We start from the raw sequence: 25,195 nt of genomic DNA on the forward strand, positions 1-25,195 counted from the left end.
TTGTCGGCGATCGCCGTCCCGCTTCTCCGTGGGTACTGACGACTCGCACCGCCGCGAGCGAGGCGGCGGGTCAGACGCGGTGGCGGCCGGCGGTGGCGGGGCGGGCGGCCGGCTCGGCCGGGATGCTGGCGACGCCGCGGGGGCGGGCGCCGGTGCGGAGCAGGGCGGTGAGGTGCTCGGCGGGGGCGGGCAGGCCGAGGTGATAGCCCTGCGCGAACCGGACGCCGAGCTGCCGCAGCGCCTCCAGCTGCTCGTCGGCCTCGACGCCCTCGGCGGTGACGTCGATGCCGACGCTGCGGCCCAGGTCGCCGAGGAGCTTGACGACGGCGAAGTCGCTGCGGTTGTCGAGCATGCCCGCGACGAACGAACGGTCGATCTTCACGCCGGTGACGGGCAGGGCGGAGAGGTTGCGCAGGGTCGCGGAGCCGGCGCCCATGTCGTCCAGGACGATGCCGACGCCGGTGTCGCGCAGGTCCCGCAGCCGGCCGGCGGCGTCCTGCAGCTGGGCGAAGTCCGCGGACTCGGGCAGCTCGACCCGCAGCCGGCTGGGCGCGGAGCCGTTGCGGCGCAACGAGTCCAGCACGAGCGAGGTGAGCTCGGCGGCGCCGAGCGTGTCGATGGTGAGGTTGACGTTGACGCACCGCGGCGCCCGGTCGCCGAGCACCGCGTCCCACCGTGCGACGTCGGCGCAGGCGCGGTCGAGCACCCAGCGGTCCAGCTGCGGCAGCTGCCGGAGCCGGCGCAGCTCCGGCAGGAACCGGTCCGGCGTCAGCAGCCCCCGTAGCGGGTGCTGCCAGCGGACGAGCGCCTCCACCGACCAGACGCGCCCGTCGTCGATGCCGATGATCGGCTGGTAGAACAGCCGCAGCTCGCCCCGGTCCATCGCGGCGAGCACGTCGTCGTCGCGGCCGTCGGTGAGCGCCCCGACGCCGTGGACCGTCTGGACGCGGTCGGCGCCGGCCTGCTTCGCGCGGTACATCGCGGCGTCGGCCTCCCGCAGCAGGGTCGCCCCGTCGGCGCCTGGCCCGGCCACCGCGACCCCGACGCTCGCCGTGCTGTGCGCGCCCGCGGGCAGCGCCGGATCGGTCGCGGCGACGGCCCGGCGGAACCGCTCGCCGAGCGCGAGCGCCGCATGGTCGTGGCGCGGGCCGGCGACGCGGGTGAGCACCGCGAACTCGTCGCCGCCGAGCCGTGCGACGACGCTGCCGGGGTCGGCGGCGGCGGTGAGCCGGTGCGCGACGGAGACGATCAGCCGGTCGCCGACCGTGTGCCCGAGCGTGTCGTTGACGTGCTTCATGCGGTCGAGGTCGAGGTACACGACGGCGAGGCCGGTCTGGTCGCCGTCGCGGCAGGCGGCGGTCAGCCGGTGCAGGAACCGCGTCCGGTTCGCCAGGCCGCTCAGCGGGTCGCGGATCGCCTGGACCGCCATGAGCGCGGCGAGCGTCTCGTACAGCCGTGCCGCGGACACCCGCGCGAGCCGGCCGTCGGGGCGGCGGACCAGCACGTCGTCGTAGCGGCGCACCTGGTCCCGGCGGCTCACCTGCTCGCACACGTCGGCGACGAGCGCGGTCTCCTCGACGATCATCGGGGCGGGGTCGGCGGTCCGCCCGGCCGGGGTCCTCGCCCACAGCGCCCGCCCGTACCCGAACGGGCCCGACATCAGCTGGGCGAAGCGGCTGCGGCTGATGAGCCCGATGCCGCCGTCGAGGTACATGACCGCGACGCTGTGCAGCGACGGGTCCGCGCGGAACATCAGGTCGAGGTCCTCGCACCGCATGGTGGACTCGACAACGCCGACCGGCCGCGCGAGTGGCCCGACCGTGTCGGACGGCATGGCGGCATCCCCGTGATCCACGGCGTCAATCATCAGCGAGCAAACCCGTGGCACCAAGGGCTGCACTCGCCGGTAATCGGCCTGTCACCTGCTATTCAACCGGCGCAGCGGCCCGCATGCGGACGGCCACCGACGGTGCTCGGAAGCGGGCCCGGAAACAACGAAAGGCAAGGAGATAACCCCTCGCCACTCTTAACGTATACCGCACCGGGGGTCTTGCGGCAAGACCCGGGTCCTGGCGCAGAATCGTCGGCCGGAGCGAGGGGGGATTCGGAATGCCCGAGCAGTACGTGCTGGGTCTGGACGAGGTCGACGAGGCGAGCATCGATGCGGTCGGTGGTAAGGGCGCGCACCTGGGCGCGCTGATGAGGATCGGCGGCGTCCGCGTGCCGCCCGGCTTCTGCGTCACCACGGCCGCTTTCCAGCGGGTGATGGCGGCGGTACCGTCGCCGGACCCGGCGGCGCCGAACGCGCGGATCCGTCGCACGATCGAGGACGCCGCGATCCCGGACGACGTGGCGGCCGCGATCACCACCGCCCTGGGACGGTTCGGCGCGCAGGTGACGTTCGCCGTCCGGTCCAGCGCGACCGCCGAGGACCTGCCGTCGGCGTCGTTCGCCGGCCAGCAGGACACCTACCTCAACGTGCCCGCCGCCGAGGTGCTGCGGCACGTCAGCCGGTGCTGGGCGTCGCTGTTCACCGACCGCGCCGTGCTGTACCGGCGACGCAACGGCATCCCGGACGGCGCGGCGCACATGGCGGTGGTGGTCCAGCGGATGGTCCTGCCGGAGGCGTCCGGCGTCATGTTCACCGCCGATCCCGTCACCGGCGACCGGCGGTCCGTCTGCGTCGAGGCGGTCAACGGACTCGGCGAGGCGCTCGTGTCCGGTCTGGTGAACGCCGACTCGTACACGGTGCGCGGCGGGACGATCGTCGCCAGGACGATCGGCGTCAAGCGGCTCGCCGTCGACCCCGCGCCGGCGGGCGGCACGTCGGAACGGGAGATCGACCCCGACGATCAGGCCCGCCCCGCGCTCGGCGACGCGCAGGTCGTGCGGCTGGCGGAGCTCGGCCGGCGGATCGAGGCGCACTTCGGCCGCCCGCAGGACATCGAGTGGTGCCTGGCCGGCGACGACCTGCACGTCGTGCAGAGCCGGCCGATCACCACGCTGTTCCCGATCCCGGAGACCACCGACGGGGCCAACCACGTGTACCTCTCCGTCGGCCACCAGCAGATGATGACCGACGCGATGAAGCCGCTCGGGCTCTCGTTCTGGCAGATGACGACCCCCGCGCCGATGGCGGAGGCCGGCGGCCGGCTGTTCGTCGACGTGACCGCGCGGGTCGCCGCGCCGGCCGGCCGGGCCGCGCTGCTGGAGATGATCGGCAGGTCCGACCCGCTGACCGGCGACGCGCTGCGGACCGTCCTGGACCGCGACGGGTACATCGCGCCGGCGCCGGACGGGGCGGCCCCGCCCCTGCTGCCGGCCGGCGCCACGCCGGAGGAGCTCCCGACCGACCCGGCCGTCGTCGTCGACCTGATCGCGCAGCACCAGGCCTCGATCGCCGAACTGCGGGAGGCCATCCGCCCGCTGTCAGGGACGGCGCTGCTCGACTTCGTCCAGGCCGACCTCCAGGAGCTGCGGCGGCTCCTGTTCGACCGGCGCAGCCACCAGGTGTTCATGTCGGCGATGGAGGCCGCCTGGTGGCTCAACGAACACCTCGAGACGTGGCTGGGGGAGAAGAACGCCTCCGACCCGCTGACCCAGTCGGTGCCGCACAACGTCACGTCGGAGATGGGCCTGGCGCTGCTCGACGTCGCCGACGTGATCCGCCCGCACCCGGACCTGGTGGCCTACCTGGAGCACGCCGAGTTCTCGTTGGAGGACATGGCGAAGCTGCCCGGCGGTCCCGAGGCGCGCGACGCCATCGAGGCGTGGCTCGACATGTACGGGATGCGCTGCGCCGGCGAGATCGACATCACCCGCCCGCGCTGGAGCGAGGAGCCCTCGACCCTGGTGCCCGTGATCCTCGGCAACGTCAGGAACTTCGAGCCGGGCGCCGCCGCCCGGCGCTTCGAGGAGGGCCGGCGGGACGCCCTCGCGAAGGAGCACGAGCTGCTGGAGCGCCTGCGCGCCCTGCCGGACGGCGCCGCGAAGGCCGGCGAGACCAAGCAGAAGATCGACCGGGTGCGGACGTTCATCGGGTACCGCGAATACCCGAAGTACGGGATGGTCAGCCGCTACTTCATCTACAAGCAGGCACTGCTGGAGGAGGCCGGCCGCCTCGTCCGCTCCGGCGTGCTCCGCGACCGCGACGACATCTACCAACTGCGCTTCGACGAGCTGCACGACGTCGTGCGCACCGGCCACGCCGACGCGTCGCTGATCGACCGCCGCAAGGAGGACTTCCGCTCGTACGCGACGCTCACCCCACCCCGCGTGCTCACCTCGGACGGCGAGGCGATCACCGGCGCGTACCGCCGCGACGACGTCCCGGCGGGTGCGCTGGCGGGACTGCCGGTGTCCGCGGGCGTCGTCGAGGGCCGCGCCCGCGTCGTGCTGGACCTCGCGCACGCCGACCTCGAGCCGGGCGACATCCTCGTCACCGCCTACACGGACCCGAGCTGGACCCCGCTGTTCGTGGCGATCGCCGGACTGGTCACCGAGGTCGGCGGCCAGATGACCCACGGCGCCGTCATCGCCCGCGAATACGGCCTTCCGGCGGTCGTCGCCGTCGTCGGCGCCACCACCGCCATCGAGGACGGCCGGCGCATCCGCGTCCACGGCACCGACGGCTACGTCGAGATCCTGTCCTGAGGCCGGGTGCCCGATTCGTTCAAGCGCCGTCCCCGCCGGCCGCCGTACCGTCGCAGCCATGACGCAGACGACGGCGGCCGGCTGGGCGGCGCTCGCCCGGGTCGCGGACGAGGTGGCGCTGCCGGGGTCCGCCCGGTTCGAGGCGCTGCGGCGGCCGGCCGACCCACGGTTCCACCACGTGCGGCCCCTCGCGGTGGTGCGGTGCGGCACGCCGGCGGCCGTGGCCGCGACGGTCGCGTTCGTCCGGGAGGAGGGACTGCCCGCCGTCCTGCGCGGCGGCGGGCACGACTTCGCGGGCCGCTCCACCACCACCGGCGTGGTCATCGACCTGGCGCCGATGCACGCGGTGGCGGTGGGCGACGGCACGGTCCGCGTCGGCGCGGGGGCGACCCTCGCCGGCGTGTACGACGCGCTCGACGGGACCGGCCAGACGATCCCGGCCGGCTGCGGCCCGGGCGTCGGCATCGCCGGCCTGACCCTCGGCGGCGGGCTCGGCGTCCTCGGCCGCCTGCACGGCCTCACCTGCGACCGGCTGCGCGCCGCGGAGGTGGTCCTCGCCGACGGCCGGGTCGTCACCTGCGACGAGCGCACCCACGCCGACCTGTTCTGGGCGCTGCGCGGCGGGACCGGCCGGTTCGGCGCCGTCACCGCGCTGACGTTCGCCACGGTGCCCGCACCGCCGATGCTCGGCTTCCGGCTGACCTGGCCGCTGCGTCACGCGGCCGCCGTCGTGCGGGTGTGGCAGGCGTGGGCGCCGTCGGCACCCGACGAGCTCGCCGCCAGCCTGCACCTCACCGTGCCCGCGGACCCCGCCCTGCCACCCGCCGCGTCGGTGGTGGGCACGATGGCGGGCCCGCCGGCCGCGGCGGACGCCGTCCTCGACGAGTGCGTCGCGCTGGTCGGCGCCGCGCCCGCGTCCGACGAGCGGCGGGCGGCGTCGCACCGCGAGACGAAGCGGCTGCTGGCCGCCGGCGCGGACCACACCGGCCGGCACACGTTCAGCAGGTCGGGCTTCTTCGCCCGCCCGCTGCCCGGCGCGGCGGTCGACGCGCTGCTCCGGCAGCTGACGGAGGGCCGCAGCCCGGGACAGTCGCGGACCCTGGACCTCATGCCGATGGGCGGCGCCTACAACCGCGTCGCGCCGCACGCCACCGCGTTCGTCCACCGCGCCGAACGGTTCCTGCTGCACCACGTCGCCGCCGCCGACCCGGGCGACGCACCCGAGGCGCTGCGGTGGCTGGACGGCTCCTACCGGCTGCCCGCGCCGTGGCGGTCCGGTGGCGTGTATCAGAACTTCCCCGACCCGGACCTGCCCGACGCCGCCGAGGCGTACTTCGGCGCCAACCTGCCCCGGCTGCGGGCCGTCAAGGCGGCGTACGACCCGGACGGGTGCTTCGGGACCCTGTAGATCACGGTGCCGGGTGCTCACCGTGGATCGCGGGCCTGACAGGATGATCGTCCACGGCGAGGGGGCGACATGGTGGAAGTACTCGACGATCCGGTGGGGCAGTCGCTGCGCGGCGCGCACGCGCACCTGGCCCGGCGGGTGGGCGACGCCGCGACGTACCAGGAGGGCGTCTCGACGTTCGTGGCGGTGCCCGTGCGGCCGACGGCGGCCGACTGGGACGACCTGGCGCGGCTGCTGGGCAGCGGCGGGTTCGCCGACCTGTTCAGCGCCGACGTCACGCCGCCGGCGTCGTGGGAGCCGGTGTTCGAGCTGGACGGGTTCCAGATGGTCCTCGACCGGGCGGAGCCGGAAGCTCCCGCCGATGGGGTGGTGGAGCTCGGCCCGGGCGACGTCGAGGAGATGCTGGCGCTCACCGAGCAGGCGCGGCCCGGGCCGTTCTGGGCGCGGACCGCCGAGCTCGGGGCGTTTCACGGCGTGCGCGAGGACGGCGCGCTGGTCGCCATGGCCGGCGAGCGCCTCCGGCCGCCGGGATGGACCGAGATCAGCGCCGTGTGCACCGCCCCGAGCGCCCGCGGCCGTGGCCTCGCCGCGCGCGTGACGAGGGCGGCCATCGACCGGATCACCGGCCGTGGCGAGCGCCCGTTCCTGCACGTCGCGTCGAGCAACACCGGCGCGATCCGGGTGTACGAACGACTCGGCTTCGTGGTCCGCCGGCCCGTCCGGTTCCACGGCTACCGCGTGCCCTGAGCGTGTACCGCGCCGTGTACCCCCGCGGCGGCGGGACGGGCATCCGCCGGTGCGGCATCGCCCGGTCGCGATGTTCCAGACATCCACCGCCGTCGCGGTGGGCGGCGCGCGCCGGTCGGCCGCGCCGGCGAGCCGTGGGGGCGGGCCGCCCGAGCGATGGGGCGGGGCGCCCGAGCCGGGCGGGCGCCGGGTGGTGGCCCGTCGCCCGATGACCGTCCGCAACCGCCGTGCCACGCTCGGCTCACCAGCGGACGGGAGACGGCGATGTCGGGTTCACCGGGAAGCGTCAGGAACGGCACGGACAGCTTCAGCATCTGGCGGGTGCCCAACTTCTTCTTCCAGCCCCGTGGCATGTACCTCGGCGGGCTCGACGAGGCGATCGGCGGGCTGAACCGGCTGCGCTCGCTGCTGGGCCTCGCGACGCTCATCGTCGTCGCGATCGTCTACCAGGGCTTCGGCCGGGTCGTGAGCGCGCCGTACCAGCCGGGGCAGGCCAAGCCCGAGGCCTCCAACGCCGTCGTCAACGGCCGCGTCTACACGTTCGCCGCCGCCGAGGACCGGCTCGGCGAGATCGCGCTGTCCGCGATCCTGACCGCTGTGGCGGGCATCGGGGTGTCCGTGGTGGTGAGCCTGGCCCTCGTCGTGGCCGCGCGGCGGGGCGCCCGGCTCGCCACCGCCCGCCAGCTGCTGTGGCCGATCGGCACGGTGGTGGTCTTCGTGGCCTACTTCTGGAGCTTCAGCGTCGCGTTCCCCTGGCTGGACGCCCGCCTGCCCGGCATCGTGAACTTCCTGATCCTGATCCTGCCGGTGATCTGGTTCTTCAAGTCGATCTGGCTGGTCGTCACCGGCCTCTTCCGCGCCGACGACGGGCATCCGCTGCTGGCGCCGATCACCTCGACGATCACCGCCTGGATCTTCGGTGTGCTGGCCGTGCGCGGGGCGCAGCCGGTGGGGATGCCGCACCCGGTCTGGCTGGTCACGGTGCTCGGCGGGCCGCTGTCGATCACGGTCGTCGCCTGGATCGCGACGCGGCGGCTGAAGCGGCTGTACCCGGAGAGCTATCCGTTCCGCGACGGCCCGCTGGCGTGAGCGGGCTGCCCGCTGGCACCGGCGGAGCGGGGCGGTGCTGAGGGTGTGGCGGCGCGGCGGGTGCGCAGGAGGGCCCAGCCGACGAGGGCGGCGGCGGCCGTCGTCAGCGTCAGGCCGGCGACGGTGACCGCCCCGTCGAACTGGGCGGTCTGCGCGGCGCTCCAGTGCGGGGCGGTGATGGTGCCGGTGAAGAGGGCGGCGAGGATCGTGCCGGTGACAGCGATGCCCGCGCCGGAGGTCACCTCGGTGGCGGTGTCGGTGAGGGCCGCGCCGATCGTGGTGCGCTCCGGCGGCAGGCCACGCAGCACGTTCACGCCGGCGACGACGCCGACGACGCGCAGGCCCGCGGCGACCAGTACCAGCGCGCCGGCGACGAACACGTAGCCGGCGCCGTGCAGGAGGGTGAAGACGGCGAGCCCGGCCACGACCGAGGTGGCGCTGATCCAGGCGGCCCGCTCGAGGCCGGCCCGCCGCACGAACGGGTCGACGAACAGCCCGCCGGCGATGAGGACGGCGACCTGCGGCAGCATGCCGAGCGCGGCGTGCGCGGGCGTCCAGCCCCGGCCGAGCTGGAGGTCGAGGGTCACCATGTAGCCGAGGCCGGCCGTCGCCAGCCCCGCGGCGGCCTTGTACGCCAGGCCGCTCGACACCAGCGGGTGGGCGACGAGGCGCAGGTCGAGCAGCGGGTGCCGGGCGGTCCGCTCCCGCACGACGAACAGGGTCGCCGCGGCGACGGCCCCGACGGTCGCCGCCCACCCGGCCCGCGGGCCGTCCTCGACGAACAGGGTCGGCGCGAGCAGCGTCAGCACGATCGTGGCCGTGCCGAGGACCGCGCCGGGGACGTCGACCGGGTCGCGGTGCAGCCCGGCCGGCGTGTCCGGGGCGATGCCGGCCCGGACCCCGACGATGGCGAGCACCGCGATGGGCGCGTTGACCAGCAGGAGCGTCTGCCAGGGCAGGGCGGCGAGCACGAAGCCGCCCAGCGAGGGGCCGACCGCGAGACCGGCCAGTCCGACGGTCGAGATGAGGGTCATCGCGCGCACACGCAGGCGGTCGTCGTCGAACAGCCGGAAGGCGAGGGCGGCGGAGCCGGGGGTCGTCATCGCCGCGGCGACGCCCATGACCGCCCGGACGGCGATGAGCTGCCCGGCGGTCGTGACCAGCACCGTCGCCAGGCTCGCGGCGCCGAGCAGGGTCAGGCCGGCGAGCATGACGCGGCGGCGGCCGAACCGGTCGGCGACGGCGCCGAAGGCCAGCATCAGCCCGCCGAACGCGACCGAGTACGCGCCGGTGACCCACTGCAGCGCGACGGTGGAGGTGTGCAGGTCGCGGCCGATGGTGGGCAGCGCGACGGTGAGGATCGAGTTGTCGAGCATCTCGAACAGGAACACGGCGGCGAGCCCGGTCAGGGCGGGCCACGCCTGGCGGAGCGAGGTGGGGGCCATGGGTAGAGCGTAACCCAAACTTAGAGTCCACCCTAGAAATGTGGTGCGGTACACTTCAGGGATGGCTGGCACCGGACTCCGTGACCTGAAGAAGGCGCGCACGCGCCGGCTCATCGCCGAGACCGCCGCCCGGCTCTTCGCGGAGCGGGGCTACGAGCGGGTGACGGTGAGTGAGGTCGCCCGCGCGGCGGAGGTGGCGGAGCAGACGCTCTACAACTACTTCCCGACCAAGGAACACCTGGTCACCGACCGTGAGCAGCAAATACAGGACCAGCTGGGCGACCTGATCCGGGCCCGGCCGGCGGGGACCAGCCCGGCCGCCGCCGTCCGCGACTTCGTCCTGGAGACGGTGGCGGCGATCCGCGACATGCCGGCCGAGCTCGCCCGCGGCAACCTCGGGTATCTGGCGGCGATCAGCCCGGCCGTGCACCGGCTCGCCCTGGAGATGAGCGACCGGCAGGCCACCGCGCTCGCCGCCGCCATCGCCGAGACCTCCGGCGTCGCGCCGGAGGTCGCCCGCCTGCAGGGGATCGCCCTCGCCGGCGTCTTCCAGATCCTCATCAGCGAGTCCGGGCGCCGCACCCGCGACGGCGCGTCGCCCGCTGACATCGCTGACGCGCTGTATCCGCAGGTGGACGGCCTCCTGGCCGAGCTGGACCGCTGGCTGCGGTAGCCGGGATCTGCGCGCTGTCAGTGCGCTGTCAGCGGGGCTCGCGATGGTCCTTGTGCACGCCAGAACGGCGGGCACACGGACCAGGGAAGCGAGCCCACCATGCAGACGTTCGACACCCCCGCCCCCATCTCCGCCGTCCTCGACATCCCCGCCGGCCGCGTGCGGTTCATCGCCGGCGACCGCGCCGACACGACCGTCGAGGTGCTGCCGGCCGACGCCGCCAAGGGCCGCGACGTCAAGATCGCCGAGCGGACGATCGTCGAGTACGCCGACGGCGTCCTGCGGATCGAGGCCGACGCCGGGCACCAGATCCTCGGGGCGTCCGGCTCCGTCGACGTGACCGTCCAGCTGCCGGCCGGGTCCCGGCTCGAGGTGAAGGCGGCCAGCGCCGACCTGCGGGCCGCCGGCCGGTTCGGCGACGTCGCCTACGACGGCGCGCACGGCGCGGTCGACCTCGACGAGGTCGGCAGCGTCCGGCTCACCACGCTCGCCGGCGACGTCAGCGTCGGCCGCCTCAACGGCCCCGCACAGATCAGCACCGCCAAGGGCGACATCCGCATCACCGAGGCCGTCCGCGGCGAGGTCGTGCTGCGCACCCAGGCCGGCGACGTGACGGTCGGCGCCGCGCCGGGCGTGTCCGCCGCCCTGGACGCCGGCACCAGCCACGGCCGCATCCACAACGCGCTGAGGAACACCGGCACCGCCGACCTGACCATCCGCGCCACCACCGCCATCGGCGACATCGCCGCCCACAGCCTGTAGAAGGAGCCACCACCATGACGAACCTGGCCATCGCGGCGCACGGACTGCGCAAGTCCTACGGCGACAAGCTCGTGCTCGACGGCGTCGACCTCGAGGTCCCCGCCGGCACGATCTTCTCCCTGCTCGGACCGAACGGCGCCGGCAAGACCACCGCCGTCAAGATCCTCTCCACGCTCGTCTCGCCCGGCCCGGGCTCCGGCGGCATCCGGATCGGCGGACACGACCTCGCCGCCGACCCGCAGGCCGTGCGCGCCGCGATCGGCGTCACCGGCCAGTTCTCCGCCGTCGACGCTCTGATCACCGGCGAGGAGAACATGCTGCTCATGGCGGACCTGCACCACCTGTCCAAGCGCGACGGCCGCCGGACCGCCGCGCAGCTGCTGGAGCGGTTCGCGCTCACCGACGCGGCGCAGAAGCCCGCCTCCACCTACTCCGGCGGCATGAAGCGCCGCCTCGACCTCGCCATGACCCTGGTCGGCCACCCCCGGGTCATCTTCCTCGACGAGCCCACCACCGGCCTCGACCCGCGCAGCCGGCACAACATGTGGCAGATCATCCGGGAGCTCGTCGACGACGGCGCCACCGTCTTCCTCACCACCCAGTACCTGGAGGAGGCCGACCAGCTCGCCGACCGGATCGCGGTGCTGCACGGCGGGAAGATCGTCGCCGAGGGCACCGCCGGCGAGCTGAAGCGGCTCGTCCCCGGCGGGCACGTCCGGCTCCGCTTCACCGACCCGGTCGCCTACCAGGCGGCGGGCCTGGCGCTGCGCGACGCCGCCCGCGACGACGAGTCCCTCGCGCTGCAGATCGCGAGCGACGGCAGCCAGCGGGACCTGCGGTCCATCCTCGACCGGCTCGACGCCGCCGACGTCGAGGCCGACGAGCTGACCGTCCACACGCCCGACCTCGACGACGTGTTCTTCGCCCTGACCGGCGACGCCCGCACCGACGCCCACACCGACGCCCACACCAATGACAAGGAGACTGTGTGATGAACGCCCTCGCCATCCGGGATTCCGGCACGATGCTGCGCCGCAACCTGCTGCACGCGCGCCGCTACCCGTCGCTGACCCTGAACCTGCTGCTCACCCCGATCATGCTGCTGTTGCTGTTCGTGTACATCTTCGGCGACGTCATGGGCGCCGGCATCGGCGGCGGCCGCTCGGAGTACATCGCCTACCTGCTGCCGGGCCTGCTGCTGATGACCATCGGCAGCACCGTCATCGGCACCGCGGTCTCCGTCTCCAACGACATGACCGAGGGCATCATCGCCCGCTTCCGCACGATGGCGATCCACCGCGGCGCCGTCCTCATCGGCCACGTCATCAGCAGCGTCCTGCAGTCGGTGGCGAGCGTGGTGCTCGTCGGTGCCGTCGGCGTCGCGATCGGCTTCCGGTCCACGGACGCCTCGGTCCTGGAGTGGCTGGCCGCGTTCGGGCTGCTGGTGCTCTTCGCCCTCGCGGTCACCTGGATCGCGGTCGGGATGGGCCTGATCAGCCCGAGCGCCGAGGCGGCCAGCAACAACGCGCTGCCGCTGATCCTGCTGCCGCTGCTGTCCAGCGCGTTCGTGCCGATCCACGCCATGCCCGGCTGGTTCCAGCCGATCGCGAAGTACCAGCCGTTCACGCCGGCCATCGAGACCCTCCGCGGCCTGCTGCTCGGCACCGGCATCGGCTACAACGGGTGGCTGGCGGTCGGCTGGTGCGCCGGGCTCGCGGTGCTCGGCTACTTCTGGTCGACCTCGAAGTTCAACGGCGACGCGCAGTAAGCGATGCGGTACGCGATCGAGGCCGGCGGTCTGGTCAAACGGTTCGGGGACGCGGTGGCGCTGGACGGGGTGGACCTGCGGGTCACCGCCGGACAGGTCACCGCCGTCCTCGGCCCCGCCGGGGCGGGCAAGACGACCCTCCTGGCAGTGCTGGCGGCGTCGGTACGACCTGACGCCGGCTGGACGAAGACGGCCACGCCGGTCCTGCTGCTCGACGAGCCCGCCGCCGACCCCGCCGATGACCCCGCCGATGACCCTGCCCGGGCCGGCACGGTGCTGTTCACGACGCGGGACCCCGCGCAGGCCGAGCGGTGCGCCGACCGGATCGTGGTCCTGGACCGGGGCCGCGTGCTCGCGGAAGGCCGGCCGGGGGAGCTGCGGCGGCGCGTCGGCGGCCAGATCCTGCACGTCCACCCGTCGGTGCCCGCAGACACGGACGCGATCACCCGGATCCTCACCGAGCTGACCGGCGCCGTCCCGGCCCGCGACGCCGGCGGCCTGCTCACCGTGCCGGCCACCGACCCGATGCTGCTGTCGGCGCTGGTGCGGCGGCTGGACGCGGCCGGCGTCACCGCCGACGAGCTGGGCCTGCGCAGGCCCACCCTCGACGAGGTCCTCGCCGCGCTCACCGGGTCGCCGGAATGACCTCCCGCGACCGCCGGTCAGCCGGTGTTTCGGCCGGTGGTTCAGCCGGTGGTTCGGCCGGTGGTTCAGGCAGTGGTTCGGCCGGTGGTTCAGCCGGTGGCGAGGGCGACGACCCGGGCGATCGCGTCGGGTCGCGGCGTGCCGGCGCCGCGCCGGAACGCCTCGGCGTAACCCTCGTCGCCGAGCCGGACGGTCAGCCGGTCGGCGAGGGCGCGCAGCTCGGGCTCGCCGTGGTCGAACTCGCCGCGGATCACCTCGCTCATGCCGAGCGCCGCGGCCGCGTCCCCGGGGCGGTCCCGCAGCGCGAGGAGCCCGGCGAGCAGCTCGGCCGCCCACGCCAGACCGGCGCTGTAGCCCTGCGCGACGAGCGACGCGACCGCCTCGGGCAGCAGCGCCGCGGCCGGCGTCACGTCCCCCTCGGCGAGACGGTTCTCCAACCGGGTGCTGACGATGAGGTCGCGGGCCAGTGGCTCGGGGATGGCGCCGCGCCGCACCAGCGCCTCCAGCTCGTCGAGGGTCCGGTCGGCCTGCGCGAGGTCGCCGGCGAGGCGGTGCACGTTGGCGAGGCCGACCAGGATGTTGACCTCCATCCGGCGGTGGCCGCGCTCGCGGGCCCGGCGCTGCGCGGCCCTGATGTCGCGCAGCGCGCCGTCGATGTCCCCGCTGCGCCGGCGTTCCCGGGCCAGCCGCGCCCGGCTCAGGTACAGGTAGTCCTCGACGCCGAGCTCGGAGCTGAGCACGACGGCCCGCTCGAACGCGGCGATCGCCGGGCCGTGCTCGCGCCGCAGCGAGTGGTCGCGGCCCAGCGGCAGCAGGCTCAGCACGAGCCCCCACCGGTCGCCGACCGCCTCGAACCCTTCGAGGGCGGCCCGCCGGGACGCGGCGCCGGAGCGCAGGTCGCCCTCCTCGGTGAGCAGGAAGTCCTTCGCCCAGTGCGCGCTCGCCCGGATCCACGGGTCGGGCGAGTCCAGCGCCTCGAGCAGGTCGGACTCCTCGGTGGCGTGCGCCAGCTGCGTCATGCGCATCAGCGGCCGCGCGGGGTGGAACTCGCGGGCGCCGGCCGAGTCGACGTCCATGCTGGCCCGCACCACCCCGAACGCCGTCCGGGCCTGCTGCGGCAGCGCGCCGCCGTAGCGCAGGTACGTCTCGAACTGGGCCGTCATGCCGCTCATGCCCCAGTACCAGAACATCGCGCCGACGAACCGCTCGGCCGTCGCCGTGTCGCCGGCGTCCACGGCCAGCCGTAGCGCGTGCGCGAGGTTGTCGTGCTCGGCGTCGAAGACCGCGATCGCCGCGAGCTGGTCCCGGGTGCGCAGCAGCGGGTCGTGCTCCTCGGCGAGGTCCCGGTAGTAGCGGCAGAACCGCTCGCCGATGTCGTCGCCCTCCTGGCGGGTCAGCGCGTACGCGCGGACCGTCTCCAGCATCCGGTACCGGTCGCCGGACCGTCCGGCGATCGACTTCTCCACCAGCGCGTCGAGCACGTAGAAGATGTCGCGGGCGGGCAGCGTACCGTCGGCGCAGACCGCTTCCAGGGCCGCCGTGGTCGCGCCGCCAGGGAAGGTCGCCAGCCGGCGGGCGAGGACCCGCTCCGGCTCCTCGAGCAGGTCCCAGCTCCATTCGACGACGGCGAGGAGGGTGCGCTGGCGGGGGAGCGCGGACCGGCTGCCGGAGCTGAGCAGGCGGAACCGGTCGTCGAGCCGCCGGGCGATCTGGTCCACGCTCATCGACCGCAGCTTCGCGGCGGCGAGCTCCAGCGCGAGCGGCATCCCGTCCAGCCGCCAGCAGATCTCCACCACGTGGTCGACCGTCGACTCGTCGAGCGCGAACCCGGGCCGCACCGTCGCCGCGCGGTCCACGAAGAGCCGCACCGCCGCCGCCCGGGCGGCCTCCTCGGGCTCCACCGAGTCGCGGGGCACCTCGAGGGGCCCTAGGTGGCACAGCGCCTCACCGGTGATGGCGAGGGGCTCGCGGCTGGTGGCGAGGACCCGCAGCCGCGGCAGCCGGGTCAGGAGCTGGTTGGCGAGCTCGGCGGCGGCGTCGACGAGGTGCTCGCAGTTGTCCAGCAGCATGACGGCGTCGCCGACGTCGAGCAGCTCCACGACCCGGTCCAGGGTGGTGTGGCCGCCCTCGTAGAGCCGGCCGTCGGAGGCGTTGAGGGCGGCGACGACGGCGTCGGCGAGGTGGTCGGGGTCGCTGACCGCGGCGAGGGACACGAACCACACCCGCTGCCGGGCGACCCTCGCCGCCTCCAGCACCAGCCGCGTCTTGCCGGCGCCGCCGGGACCGACGACGGTGACGAGCCGGTTGGCGTCCAGGAGCGCGGCAAGCTGCGCCAGCTCCGCGTCCCGGCCGACGAAGCTGGTGAGCTGCGCCGGCAGCCGGTTCGGCGCGACCGTCTCGGCCCGCTTGGCGGGCTGCTCCATCTCGCCGCGCAGCAGCGCCAGGTGCAGCTCCTTCAGCGCGGCGCCCGGGTCGACGCCGAGCTCGTCGCCGAGCCGGCCCCGGATCTCCTCGTACACGGCGAGGGCGTCGCTCTGGCGGCCGGTCGCGGCCAACGCCTGCATCCGCAGCCCGGCGAGGCGCTCGCTCAGCGGGTGCTCGGCGGCCAGGGCGCCCAGCCGCGGCAGCACCTCGGCGGGCCGGCCCAGCTCCAGCTCCACCTGGAACAGGTCCGTGGCGACGTCCCGCCGGCGCTCGTGCAGCCCGGCGGCGACGGTCCGCGCGAACGGCGCGTCCTGCAGGTCCGTCAGCGCCGCGCCCCGCCACAGGCCGAGCGCCGCGTCGAGGGTGACGGCCGCCTGCGCGGGCGCTTCCCGCCGGCCCTGCGCGGCGAGGTCCTCGAACCGGTGCGCGTCGACGTCCTCCCGACGCACCGTCAGCCGGTATCCGCCGGCGACGAGCTCCACGCCGCCGGCGTCGCCCAGCGCGCGCCGCAGCCGGGACACGAGCCCCTGCAGCGCGGCCGCCGCCCCGGCCGGCGCGTCCTCGCCCCACAGGTCGTCGATCAGCAGCTCCGCCGACACCGGCCGGCCCGCCTCGAGCGCCAGCCGGGCGAGCAGCATCCGCAGCCGCACCCCGGCGATCTCCACCGGCGCCCCGGTCTGCGTATGGACCTCAAGTGGACCAAGGACGGCAATTCGCACGGCGCAAAGCTAACCAGACCGCGCCTCGTCGATGCCGTGAGGTGCGCACAGCACGCTCCGCAGCGCGGCGGACGCGGGGCGTTCGCCGGAGCCGTCGGGGGCGACGGTGACATACACGATCTTCGCGGCGCAGGTCTCGACGCCGTCGCGGCGGACGCCTTCCACGGCATGACGAACGCGTCCATGACTGACGATCCTGCCGCACGGCGCTCCGGTGGTGGGGTGCCGCCCGTCACGACGGGGCGGTCGGCGAGGTGGCGATGTGTTACAAAAGGCGTCCAACGGGGGGAGGGCACGGCATGCGCCGTCAGTTCGTGGTGCTCGCAGCGGTGGTGATCGGCCTGGCGGGCTGTGGTTCGGGCGGGGGCTCGAAGGCGTCGCAGGGCGCGTCGTCCTCGCCGTCGCCCCAGCCGCCGCCGAAGGTCGCGGGCAAGCTGCTCGTCACGACGACCGGCGGGCTGAAGCTGCTCACCCAGGAAGCCGACGGGCACCTGTCGATCGCGCCCTTCGACGTGCCGCGCTCCTCCGACTTCGAATACGAGGTCACCGCCGACCACAAGACGTTCGTCTACCGCAGCGGCAAGGTCGTGACCGCCCGAACCATCGCCGACGGCAGCGAGCGCAAGGTCGCCGGGGACGCGTCGACCAACAAGCTGTGCCTGCGCACCTCGCCGGACAGCAAGCGGGTCTCGTACCTGCGGGGCGAGGAGCTCGTCGTCGCCGACTTCGCCGGCAAGGTGACCGTCGTCGACAAGGTCAAGTCGGCGAAGTACACGCTGGGCGCGACGACGGTGACGGCCACGACCGAGCTGGACTGCGGCGAGTGGCTGGACGACACGCACCTGAAGTTCGACCGGCGCAAGGCCATCCCGGACAGCATCTCGGTCGACATCACCGCCACGGCGCCCGTCATCAAGGCCGACACCACGACCGTCGCGGTGCTCGGCGGCAAGACCCCGAAGCTGGTGGACTCGCCGGGCATGTGGCACCCCACCGCCGAGTGCGGCAAGCGGGTCGTGGCCACGGCCGGCTCCACCAAGGACGCGCTGCACCTGCGGGAGCGCACCGGCGACGCCGAGCTGAGCAAGGCCGGCACCTTCACCGGCTCCGACATCGCGCTCGCCGGCACCACCGGCGGCACCCACAGCGTGCTCTTCGTCCCCGGCAGCTGCCGTCCGCTGCTCTACACCATGGAGAAGCGCACGTTCCAGTCCATCGACCCCGCGACGCGGGCGATCGGCGCCGAGCCGACCGTCACCCTGCCCGACGGTGGCATCGACGTCCGCCTGTACGACGACCCGCAGACCTGGCAGCCGGTGAAGGACGCCGAGGTGCTCGCCGCGGTCGTCGACAAGCAGATCGTCATCGTCGACCTCGCCGCCCGCACCGCGAAGCTGGTCCCGGCGGACGGCCTGGACGCCTCCGCCCGGGTCATGGCCTGGCTGCCCTGACCGCAGCGGGGTTTTTCCGCTCCCGACCCGGCGACGAACCGGCCGTCGCGATCGTTGGCCGTTACGGGTGGGCGTTCGCGGGGTACCCCGTGCGGCATCCGGACGAGGCGGGAGCGAGCTCATGACCGACGCGGTGCATCTGCAGATGTCGCTGGATCTGCCGCGGGAGTCGGCACGGGTGGGGCAGACCCGCCGCATGCTGGACGGTGCCCTGGCCGGGGCGGGCGTCGAGCAGGCTTGCCGCGACGACATCCGGCTGGCGCTGACCGAGGCGTGCACCAACGTCATCGAGCACGCCGGCCTCGCCACGACGTACCACGTCGATGTCAGCGTGGACGGCGACCGCTGCGTGATCGAGGTGACGGACGACGGCGGCGGCTTCGACCCGGCCGGCGTGCGGCCCGGCGACCTGTGGTCGGACTCGGGGCGAGGGCTGCAGCTGGTCGCGGCCGTGGTGGACGGGCTCGACGTCGTGTCGGTCGACGGGACCGGGACGCTGCTGCGCTTCACCAAGCAGCTCACCTGGCGGTGACCGCCCAGCTGGGGACCGTAGGATGCCGGGCGTGACGACGGCGGCGCGGGCGGCGGTGGCGAGCCTGCCGAAGACGCCCGGTGTGTACCGGTTCCGCGACGAGAGCGGCAAGGTCCTGTACATCGGGCGCGCCACCGACCTGCGGCAGCGGGTCGGCTCGTACTGGTCGGACCTGCGCGGCAGGCGGCACCTCAAGCGGATGGTGACGCAGATCGTGCGGGTCGAGGCGGTCGTGTGCGACTCGGTGCACGAGGCGGCCTGGCTGGAGCGCAACCTGCTGGAGCGGTCGAAGCCGCGCTGGAACCGGATCCGCGGCGGCCTGGAGGTGCCGATCTACCTGCGCCTCGACCGCCGCGGCGGGGTGCCGCGGCTCGTTGTCGACTACGGACCCTTCACACCCGATGTGCAGGACGTGTTCGGCCCGTACCTGGGCGGGACGAAGGCGCGGCTGGCGCTCAATGGGCTGGGCCGGGTGCTGCCGCTCGGGTACACCGGCGACCGGCTCACCGGCTCGGAGCGCGACATGGCCCGCATTCGCGGGGTCGACGCCGCCGACCGCGACACCCTCGTCGCCACCACGGCCGGGGTGCTGCGGCGGGAGCGGGCCGCGATCGACGCGGTGCGGGAGCTGCTCACGCGGCAGCGGGACCGGGCGTCGGAGGGTCTCGCGTTCGAGGTCGCGCAGCGTGTACAGGAGGAGCTCGAGGCGATTGACTGGCTCGTCGCGGAGCAGAAGGTGACGGTCGACGGCGCCGCCGACTGTGAGGTGTACGGCTGGGCCGACGACCTCCTGGTCCGCTTCCACGTCAAGGGCGGCCGGCTGTGCACCTGGACGCAGCGCGACTGCCGGGAGGCCAACGCGCAGCGGTTCCTGGAGCGGACGCCGCAGGCCTGGGCGCCGTTCGCGGCCCGCAGCGCCGAGCTGGCGAGCCGGCTGGCCGTCGCGCACGCCCGCTGATGGACCGGCCGCGCTTCCAGGATCCGCAGGTCAGCCTGTACGAGCTGGCGGCGGACGACATCCTGGTGGTGTGCCCGCGCTGCGGCGGCCGCGCCGTGAACGCCGCTCGGCCCACCGGGAGCCGGTGGGTGGCGTCGTGGCCGCGCCGGCTGACGTGCGCCGCCTGCTGCCACGCCGCCGCGTGGGAGCCGGCCGGGGCGACCTCCGTGTGGGGCGGCCCGGTCGACCCGTTCTTCGGCGGGCCGCTGTGGTTGCGCGCCGAGTGCTGCGGCGGGCGGGTCCTGTGGGCGTTCAACCGTCGGCACCTGGACATCCTCGGCGGCTTCGTCGGCGCGAAGCTGCGCGAGCGCGGCCCCGGCCCGGGCGGGTTGACGCTGGTCGCGCGGCTGCCGGCCTGGATGACGGCGGCGAAGCACCGCGCGGAGATCCTGCGCGCCGTCGACCGGCTCCGGGCGACGCTGGAGAACTGACGTCGCACTGGGTGTGCGCCGTCTGTGAGCGCGACGTGACCCGGGGCTTTCGAGCGCGCAACATGTTGGTAACAGGCACTCCGCAGACTCGACCCGCACCGGAAACGTCCGAGCAATCAAGCCTGCGGCGCCCCCCTGATCCATTCCTGAGCCGCCCCGGAGGAGCAACGCTGTGTCGTATGTGACCCCACCTGAACTCGCCAAGAAGATGATCGACGCCGGTGAGGCGAAGGTCTTCATGTCCACCCGGGACACGCTGATCCGGGCGTACATGGCGGGTGCGATTCTCTGCCTCGCCGCCGCGTTCGCGGTCACGGTCACCGTGCAGACCGGCCAGCCGATCGTCGGGGCCCTGCTCTTCCCGGTCGGGTTCTGCCTGCTGTACCTGCTGGGCTTCGACCTGCTCACCGGCGTGTTCACGCTGGTGCCCCTCGCGCTGATCGACAAGCGGCCCGGGGTGCGCTTACGCGGTGTGCTGCGCAACTGGGGGCTGGTCTTCGTCGGCAACTTCGCCGGCGCGCTGACCGTCGCCGTGATGATGGCGGTGATCTTCACCTACGCGTTCACGGTCGAGCCGAACGCCGTCGGCCAGGCGCTCGGCAAGATCGGTGAGAGCCGGACGGTCGGCTACGCCGACCACGGTGCCGCGGGCATGCTCACCCTGTTCATCCGTGGTGTCCTGTGCAACTGGATGGTCTCGACCGGCGTCGTCGCCGCGATGATCTCCAGCAGCGTGTCCGGCAAGGTCATCGGCATGTGGATGCCGATCCTGGTCTTCTTCTACATGGGCTTCGAGCACTCCATCGTCAACATGTTCCTCTTCCCGTCCGGGCTGATGCTCGGCGGCGACTTCTCGATCGCGGACTACTTCATCTGGAACGAGATCCCGACCGTCATCGGCAACCTCGTCGGCGGCATCACGTTCGTCGGCCTCACCGTCTACTCGACGCACGCCCGCACCGGCGCCTCCCGCCGCGCGCCCGTCGCCGAGCAGGCGGCCGAGGAGGCACCGGTCCTCGTCAAGTAGCTACGGGTACCCGCCGAACGAGTGGCCGCCACCACCCATGCTGCTCGGCCAGGTGGTGACGTGCACACCCGACCGGTAGCGCTCCGGGGGCGGCTCGTAGGGCGGCCACGGATCGTCGCGCCCGTTGCGCTCGGCGACGGTCCGGAAGTGCTCGTGCTCGTACGGGTGGCGCCGCTCGGCCAGGGCGGCGCGCAGCTTCGTGCCGTCGGGGTCCTCCCGGTCGTACCGGTCGAACTGCTCGGTGAGGAACAGCAGCGGGAGCAGGGCACGCTCGTCGTCCTCGGGCAGGTAGCCCGCGTCGACGACGGCCGCGACCGCCTCCGGCTCCAGCTTCACCGCACGGGCCAGGACCCCCCGGCGCATCCACAGGCGGCGGAGGTCCTGCAGCGAGTCGCCGGTCCCGGCGCCGAGGTCGCGCAGGGACCGGCGGACCGCCGCGGCGACGTCCTCGGGCGGGTCGGTGTCCAGGAGCGCCAGCACCAGGCCGACGACGGTGTCCTCCCTGATCTCCGGCTTGTCGAGGGCGCACGCCAGCTGCAGGACCCGCCCGTCGGGGTCGTGCTCGCGGTACGCGTCGAACTGGCGGGTGAGCAGCAGCAGGCCGGACGTCCAGGCGGACCGGTAGCCGGCGTCGCGGGCCGCGGCGGCCGCCTCGGGGTTGCCGAGGACCGCCTGGTCGCACACCACCGCGACGGCCTTCGGCGACGTGAACCCACGCAGCGCGCGGCGGCACAGGTCGAGGGCGTCCTCGGGCAGGTCGGTCCCGGCGTACTCGACGAGGCGCCCGGCGAGCGCACCCTGGTCGAACGCGGGCAGCAGGTCCGGCCGCTGCTTCAGCACCGCGAGCAGCGCCAGGTCGACGTCGCCGGGGTCGGCGGGCGGGCGGGGCAGCTCGGGGTTGGCCAGGACGATGCGCAGCAGCGCCCCCTGCTCGCCGAGCCACATGTCCTGCCGCGCGTCCCGCCCGGCCGGCGCGGTGCCGATGAACCGGTGGCCCGGCCGCGCGTACGGCCGGACCGCGACCTCCACGGCGTCCAGCAGCCCGGGCTGGTCCGTGCCCGCCAGCAGGTCCGCCAGTCGTTGCCGCAGGCCCTCGTCCGGGAACCCGACGGCGGCCTCGACGATGCGCTGGACATACGGGTCGCCCAGGTACACGCCGCTCGGCGGGTCCGCGGCGGTCTGCGGCAGGCACGCGGTCAGCCGGACCTGCGGCCGGTAGGTCGAGGTGGGGTCCGGCTCGAGCAGGAACTCCAGCACCGGGGCGACCCGCGCCGGCTGCTCGTGGTTGCCGAAGCGGAACGACGCCGCGCTGAGCAGGAACCACGCCCCGCGCCACACCTTCTCGCGGTCGTCCCCGCCGGCCGCCCACCACCGCTCGACCCGCTCCCGGGCCCGGCGGTCGCCCTCGTACACCGCGGCGGCCAATGCGTGCTGGACCCGGTCCTGCCTGCTCGATCGACGGAACACCATCGTCCCATCATGCTATCCGCGCAGCCGCCGCGCCCCGCGGTCGTGCTTTACCGGGACGGCATTCATCGGCATGCTTGAATGATGGACGACGCCGTCAAATTGGGGGCACTGCGCAGGCGGCTGGCCGAGGAACTGATGGAAGCCCATCGGGAGGCCGGGGAACCTTCGTACAGTGTGATCGCGGGACAGGTCGGGATCTCGAAGTCGACCGTGTTCCGGGTGCTGAACGGGATCGGTGAGCGGTCGCCGAAGTGGCACCACGTCGACGACATGCTCGAGGTCTTCGGGCGCAGCGACCTGGAGGTCGAGCGGCTGCGCGCGCTGTGGGTCGAGATCCGCGCGCTGGAGAAGGCCGCCGGACCGTAGTGACGGGCCGGAAAGCGGCCGCGCCGCCGCAGCCCGGGACCGGCTGCGGCGGCGCGACGTTGGTCAGGCGAGACCGTTCAGGCGTCAGGCGAGACCGTTCTTGATGGCGGTGATGAGCTCGCCGTTGCTGGTGTCGCCGGAGAACTCCCAGAAGAAGGCTCCGCCGAGGCCCTGCTGCTTGGCGTAGGTCATCTTCCCCGCGATGGTGGCCGGGGTGTCGTAGCCCCACCAGTTGCTGCCGCACTTGGCGTAGGCGGTGCCGCCGGCGGTGCCGGTGGCCGGGCAGGAGTTCTTCAGGACCTTGTAGTCCTCGATGCCCTGCTCGTACGTGCCGGGCGCCGGGCCGGTCGCGGTGCCGCCCGGGCCGGCCTGGGTGACGCCGGTCCAGCCGCGGCCGTAGAAGCCGATGCCGAGGAGCATCTTGCTGGCCGGGACGCCCTTGGACTTGAGCTTCTGGATCGCCGCGTCGGACCAGAAGCCCTGCGTCGGGATGCCCGAGTAGGAGTTCAGCGGCGAGTGCGGGGCCGTCGGGCCCTGCGGGCTGAAGGCGCCGTAGTAGTCGTAGGTCATCGGGAAGACCAGGTTCAGCTTGGAGATGCCGGCGGCGTAGTCGGCGGCGTCGAGCTTGCCGCCGTTGGAGCCGTCGGCCGAGATCGCCGAGGTGACCAGGAAGTTCTGCCCGAACTTGTTGCGCAGCGCCGTGATGACGTTGTTGTAGCTGGCCGGGCCGCTGGAGTCGCAGCTGAGGCCACAGGCGTTCGGGTACTCCCAGTCGATGTCGATGCCGTCGAAGACGTCGGCCCAGCGGGAGTCCTTGACCAGGTTGTAGCAGGAGTTCGCGAAGCCGGTCGGGTTCGCCGCCGCCTGCGTGAAGCCGCCGGACCAGGTCCAGCCGCCGAACGACCAGATCACCTTGATGTTCGGGTACAGCCGCTTGAGTTTGCGCAGCTGGTTGAAGTTGCCGCGCAGCGCGCCGGTGTCCCAGGTGTCCGCGACGCCGTCGACCGAGTCGGCCGCGGTGTACGCCTTGTCGTAGTCGGCGTACGAGTCACCGATGGAGCACTGCCCGCCGCTGGTGTTGCCGAAGGCGTACAGGATGTGGGTCAGCTTCGCCGCCGAGCCACTGGTGACGATGTTCTTCACGTGGTAGTTGCGGGCGTAGACGCCCCACTCGGCGAAGTAGCCGACGACGTTCTTGCCGCCGGGCGGCGGCGGCGAGGTGGGCGGCTGCGACGTCGGCGGCTTCGAGGTCGGCGGCGGGGTGGTCGGGTCGGTCCCGCCACCGCAGACCCCGTTGTCGGCCCACACGCCCCACTGGCCGCTGGCGGTCGGCACCTCGTTCGTGGTCCACCACTTGGCGGTGTAGTTGTGGCTCTGGTACGAGACGACGTTGTCCTTGACGTAGACGGCCGACGCGCTCCATGCCGGAGCGCATGCGGCGGCGGCGTTTGCCTGGACCAGTGGCACGATAGCGGTCGCTCCGGCCACGGCGGCGACGACGGCCCCGACCAGGAGGACCTGGCGAAGGGATCGTTTCACGTTCACCTCACCAACAGTTAGGAAACTTTGTTAAAAGCGTGTTGAGACGGTAGACACATCAACAACCGTCAGTCAAGACGGCGATCGATTTCGGCACGCCGCGGCCCGGGGTCAGGGCAGGGACAGCACGATGCGGTCGACCGACGGCGCGTGCCCGTCGGGGTTGGCGACCGAGATGGTGTTGCCGCCCTTGCGCAGCTGGACCTTCAGCGTCGACGCGGTGCAGCACGTCGAGCCGCCGTCGAGCGTGACCCGCTGCGGGTCGCGGCCGTCGACCGTGACGACGGCGGTCCTGGTGCGCTCGTTGTCGATGTTCACGTGGTAGAGCTTCAGCGTGTACGCGCCGGCGACCGGGACGTCGACGTTGTTGAACGTCAGCACGCCGTCGCCGGCGCGGCTGCCCCAGTCGCCGAGATTGCGCACGATCGAGCCGCCCGAGGCGCCGGGGTAGCGGTCCACCCGCGCCGAGCCGCCGAGCGTGTTGCCGGGCGCCTCGGCCTCGAACGAGACCGGCCCGAATTTCGGCGGCGGGGACGTCGTCCGCGCGGCGGCCGGGGACGGCGACGCGGGCGCGGCCTCCGACGGCGTGGCCGGCGCGGGGTTTGGCGTCAGGGACGGCGCGTCGGTGGGTGACGGGGCCGGCGCGGGCAGGCCGACCGGCGGGGTGACGGGAGCGGGATCGTCGTCGCCGAAGTACGCCGCCACGGCCAGGATCACCAGCAGCGACACGGCCGCGGCGACGCCGGCCACGATCAGCCGCGACCGCCAGAACACCCACAGCCCGCGCAGTTCCGACGGTTCGTCGGCGACGTGCCAGCCGTCGCGGTCCGGCGCCGCGGCCCAGTCCGCCGCGTCGCCCGGCGTCTCATCTACAGGGACGGGCTCGTCCTGGATTATGGGAACAGGAGTGGCTGCGTCGGCCGGTTCGGGGCGGAAGGTCCCACCGGCCGCGGGACGGTCCGGATCGGCGCCGAGCCCGGCGAGCCACGGGGGCACGCGCAGCGGTTCGGCGTCTCCGTCGCCATCCGTCATGGACCACGAAGATAGTC

Annotated in this window: 22 protein-coding genes; 15 read left to right on the forward strand and 7 right to left on the reverse strand. The window is 73.7% G+C overall.

What is annotated here, in order from left to right:
* Positions 1 to 70: 70 nt before the first annotated feature.
* Positions 71 to 1,855, reverse strand: a complete 1,785-nt coding sequence (locus ABZ321_RS29285; protein ID WP_354897086.1) for an EAL domain-containing protein — start codon at positions 1,853 to 1,855, stop codon at positions 71 to 73.
* A gap of 254 nt (positions 1,856 to 2,109) precedes the next feature.
* Between ABZ321_RS29285 and rph the strand changes: the two genes are divergently transcribed.
* The 4 genes from rph (at position 2,110) to ABZ321_RS29305 (ending at position 7,897) form a co-directional block, all read left to right on the forward strand.
* Positions 2,110 to 4,653, forward strand: a complete 2,544-nt coding sequence (gene rph, locus ABZ321_RS29290; protein ID WP_354897089.1) for a rifamycin-inactivating phosphotransferase — start codon at positions 2,110 to 2,112, stop codon at positions 4,651 to 4,653.
* Between the two features lie 58 nt (positions 4,654 to 4,711).
* Entirely contained in the window at positions 4,712 to 6,061 is a 1,350-nt protein-coding gene (locus ABZ321_RS29295) for an FAD-binding oxidoreductase (RefSeq protein WP_354897092.1), read from the forward strand.
* Positions 6,062 to 6,130: 69 nt separating this feature from the next.
* Entirely contained in the window at positions 6,131 to 6,808 is a 678-nt protein-coding gene (locus ABZ321_RS29300; RefSeq protein ID WP_344505228.1) for a GNAT family N-acetyltransferase, read from the forward strand.
* Between the two features lie 264 nt (positions 6,809 to 7,072).
* Entirely contained in the window at positions 7,073 to 7,897 is an 825-nt protein-coding gene (locus ABZ321_RS29305; RefSeq protein WP_344505226.1) for a hypothetical protein, read from the forward strand.
* Here ABZ321_RS29305 and ABZ321_RS29310 read toward each other — a convergent pair.
* Positions 7,867 to 9,342: an MFS transporter gene (locus tag ABZ321_RS29310; RefSeq protein WP_354897096.1), complete on the reverse strand. Its 1,476-nt coding sequence runs from the start codon at positions 9,340 to 9,342 to the stop codon at positions 7,867 to 7,869. The genes ABZ321_RS29305 and ABZ321_RS29310 overlap by 31 nt on opposite strands.
* A 61-nt stretch (positions 9,343 to 9,403) precedes the next feature.
* Between ABZ321_RS29310 and ABZ321_RS29315 the strand changes: the two genes are divergently transcribed.
* The 5 genes from ABZ321_RS29315 (at position 9,404) to ABZ321_RS29335 (ending at position 13,190) form a co-directional block, all read left to right on the forward strand.
* Positions 9,404 to 10,015 (forward strand): helix-turn-helix domain-containing protein, encoded by a 612-nt coding sequence (locus ABZ321_RS29315; RefSeq protein ID WP_354897099.1) that lies wholly within the window; start codon positions 9,404 to 9,406, stop codon positions 10,013 to 10,015.
* A gap of 99 nt (positions 10,016 to 10,114) precedes the next feature.
* Entirely contained in the window at positions 10,115 to 10,777 is a 663-nt protein-coding gene (locus ABZ321_RS29320) for a DUF4097 family beta strand repeat-containing protein (protein WP_354897102.1), read from the forward strand.
* Between the two features lie 14 nt (positions 10,778 to 10,791).
* On the forward strand, positions 10,792 to 11,769 hold the full coding sequence (locus tag ABZ321_RS29325) for an ATP-binding cassette domain-containing protein (RefSeq protein WP_354897105.1): 978 nt from the start codon (positions 10,792 to 10,794) through the stop codon (positions 11,767 to 11,769).
* Positions 11,769 to 12,545 (forward strand): ABC transporter permease, encoded by a 777-nt coding sequence (locus ABZ321_RS29330; RefSeq protein WP_344505219.1) that lies wholly within the window; start codon positions 11,769 to 11,771, stop codon positions 12,543 to 12,545. The genes ABZ321_RS29325 and ABZ321_RS29330 overlap by 1 nt, the downstream gene beginning before the upstream one ends.
* Positions 12,546 to 12,548: 3 nt before the next feature.
* Positions 12,549 to 13,190, forward strand: a complete 642-nt coding sequence (locus tag ABZ321_RS29335) for an ATP-binding cassette domain-containing protein (protein ID WP_354897108.1) — start codon at positions 12,549 to 12,551, stop codon at positions 13,188 to 13,190.
* A gap of 89 nt (positions 13,191 to 13,279) precedes the next feature.
* Here ABZ321_RS29335 and ABZ321_RS29340 read toward each other — a convergent pair whose 3' ends face one another.
* Positions 13,280 to 16,333, reverse strand: a complete 3,054-nt coding sequence (locus tag ABZ321_RS29340) for a BTAD domain-containing putative transcriptional regulator (protein ID WP_354897111.1) — start codon at positions 16,331 to 16,333, stop codon at positions 13,280 to 13,282.
* Positions 16,334 to 16,342: 9 nt separating this feature from the next.
* Positions 16,343 to 16,498, reverse strand: coding sequence for a hypothetical protein (locus ABZ321_RS29345; RefSeq protein ID WP_354897114.1), 156 nt, complete (start codon positions 16,496 to 16,498; stop codon positions 16,343 to 16,345).
* Between the two features lie 134 nt (positions 16,499 to 16,632).
* Here ABZ321_RS29345 and ABZ321_RS29350 point away from each other — a divergent pair, with 134 nt between their 5' ends.
* The 5 genes from ABZ321_RS29350 (at position 16,633) to ABZ321_RS29370 (ending at position 20,771) form a co-directional block, all read left to right on the forward strand.
* The gene (locus tag ABZ321_RS29350) at positions 16,633 to 17,784 is read left to right on the forward strand and encodes a hypothetical protein (protein ID WP_354897117.1); all 1,152 of its coding nucleotides are present in this window, start codon (positions 16,633 to 16,635) and stop codon (positions 17,782 to 17,784) included.
* A 121-nt stretch (positions 17,785 to 17,905) separates the two neighbouring features.
* Complete coding sequence (locus ABZ321_RS29355) at positions 17,906 to 18,316, forward strand: ATP-binding protein (RefSeq protein ID WP_354897120.1); 411 nt, start codon at positions 17,906 to 17,908, stop codon at positions 18,314 to 18,316.
* A 31-nt stretch (positions 18,317 to 18,347) separates the two neighbouring features.
* Positions 18,348 to 19,274 (forward strand): GIY-YIG nuclease family protein, encoded by a 927-nt coding sequence (locus ABZ321_RS29360; RefSeq protein WP_354897123.1) that lies wholly within the window; start codon positions 18,348 to 18,350, stop codon positions 19,272 to 19,274.
* On the forward strand, positions 19,274 to 19,744 hold the full coding sequence (locus tag ABZ321_RS29365; RefSeq protein WP_354897126.1) for a hypothetical protein: 471 nt from the start codon (positions 19,274 to 19,276) through the stop codon (positions 19,742 to 19,744). The genes ABZ321_RS29360 and ABZ321_RS29365 overlap by 1 nt, the downstream gene beginning before the upstream one ends.
* Positions 19,745 to 19,916: 172 nt before the next feature.
* Positions 19,917 to 20,771 (forward strand): formate/nitrite transporter family protein, encoded by an 855-nt coding sequence (locus tag ABZ321_RS29370; RefSeq protein WP_344505205.1) that lies wholly within the window; start codon positions 19,917 to 19,919, stop codon positions 20,769 to 20,771.
* On the opposite strand, the gene ABZ321_RS29375 is transcribed toward ABZ321_RS29370, so the two are convergent.
* Positions 20,772 to 22,241 (reverse strand): hypothetical protein, encoded by a 1,470-nt coding sequence (locus tag ABZ321_RS29375; protein WP_354897130.1) that lies wholly within the window; start codon positions 22,239 to 22,241, stop codon positions 20,772 to 20,774.
* Between the two features lie 81 nt (positions 22,242 to 22,322).
* Between ABZ321_RS29375 and ABZ321_RS29380 the strand changes: the two genes are divergently transcribed.
* Positions 22,323 to 22,607, forward strand: coding sequence for a helix-turn-helix transcriptional regulator (locus tag ABZ321_RS29380; protein WP_354897133.1), 285 nt, complete (start codon positions 22,323 to 22,325; stop codon positions 22,605 to 22,607).
* An 84-nt stretch (positions 22,608 to 22,691) separates the two neighbouring features.
* Here the strand turns inward: ABZ321_RS29380 and ABZ321_RS29385 are convergent, their stop codons facing one another.
* The gene (locus ABZ321_RS29385) at positions 22,692 to 24,146 is read right to left on the reverse strand and encodes a glycosyl hydrolase family 18 protein (protein ID WP_354897136.1); all 1,455 of its coding nucleotides are present in this window, start codon (positions 24,144 to 24,146) and stop codon (positions 22,692 to 22,694) included.
* A 111-nt stretch (positions 24,147 to 24,257) separates the two neighbouring features.
* Positions 24,258 to 25,178: a hypothetical protein gene (locus ABZ321_RS29390; protein WP_354897139.1), complete on the reverse strand. Its 921-nt coding sequence runs from the start codon at positions 25,176 to 25,178 to the stop codon at positions 24,258 to 24,260.
* Positions 25,179 to 25,195: the final 17 nt, after the last annotated feature.

The sequence above is a fragment of the Dactylosporangium sp. NPDC006015 genome (assembly GCF_040614215.1).
Lineage (GTDB): Bacteria > Actinomycetota > Actinomycetes > Mycobacteriales > Micromonosporaceae > Dactylosporangium > Dactylosporangium maewongense.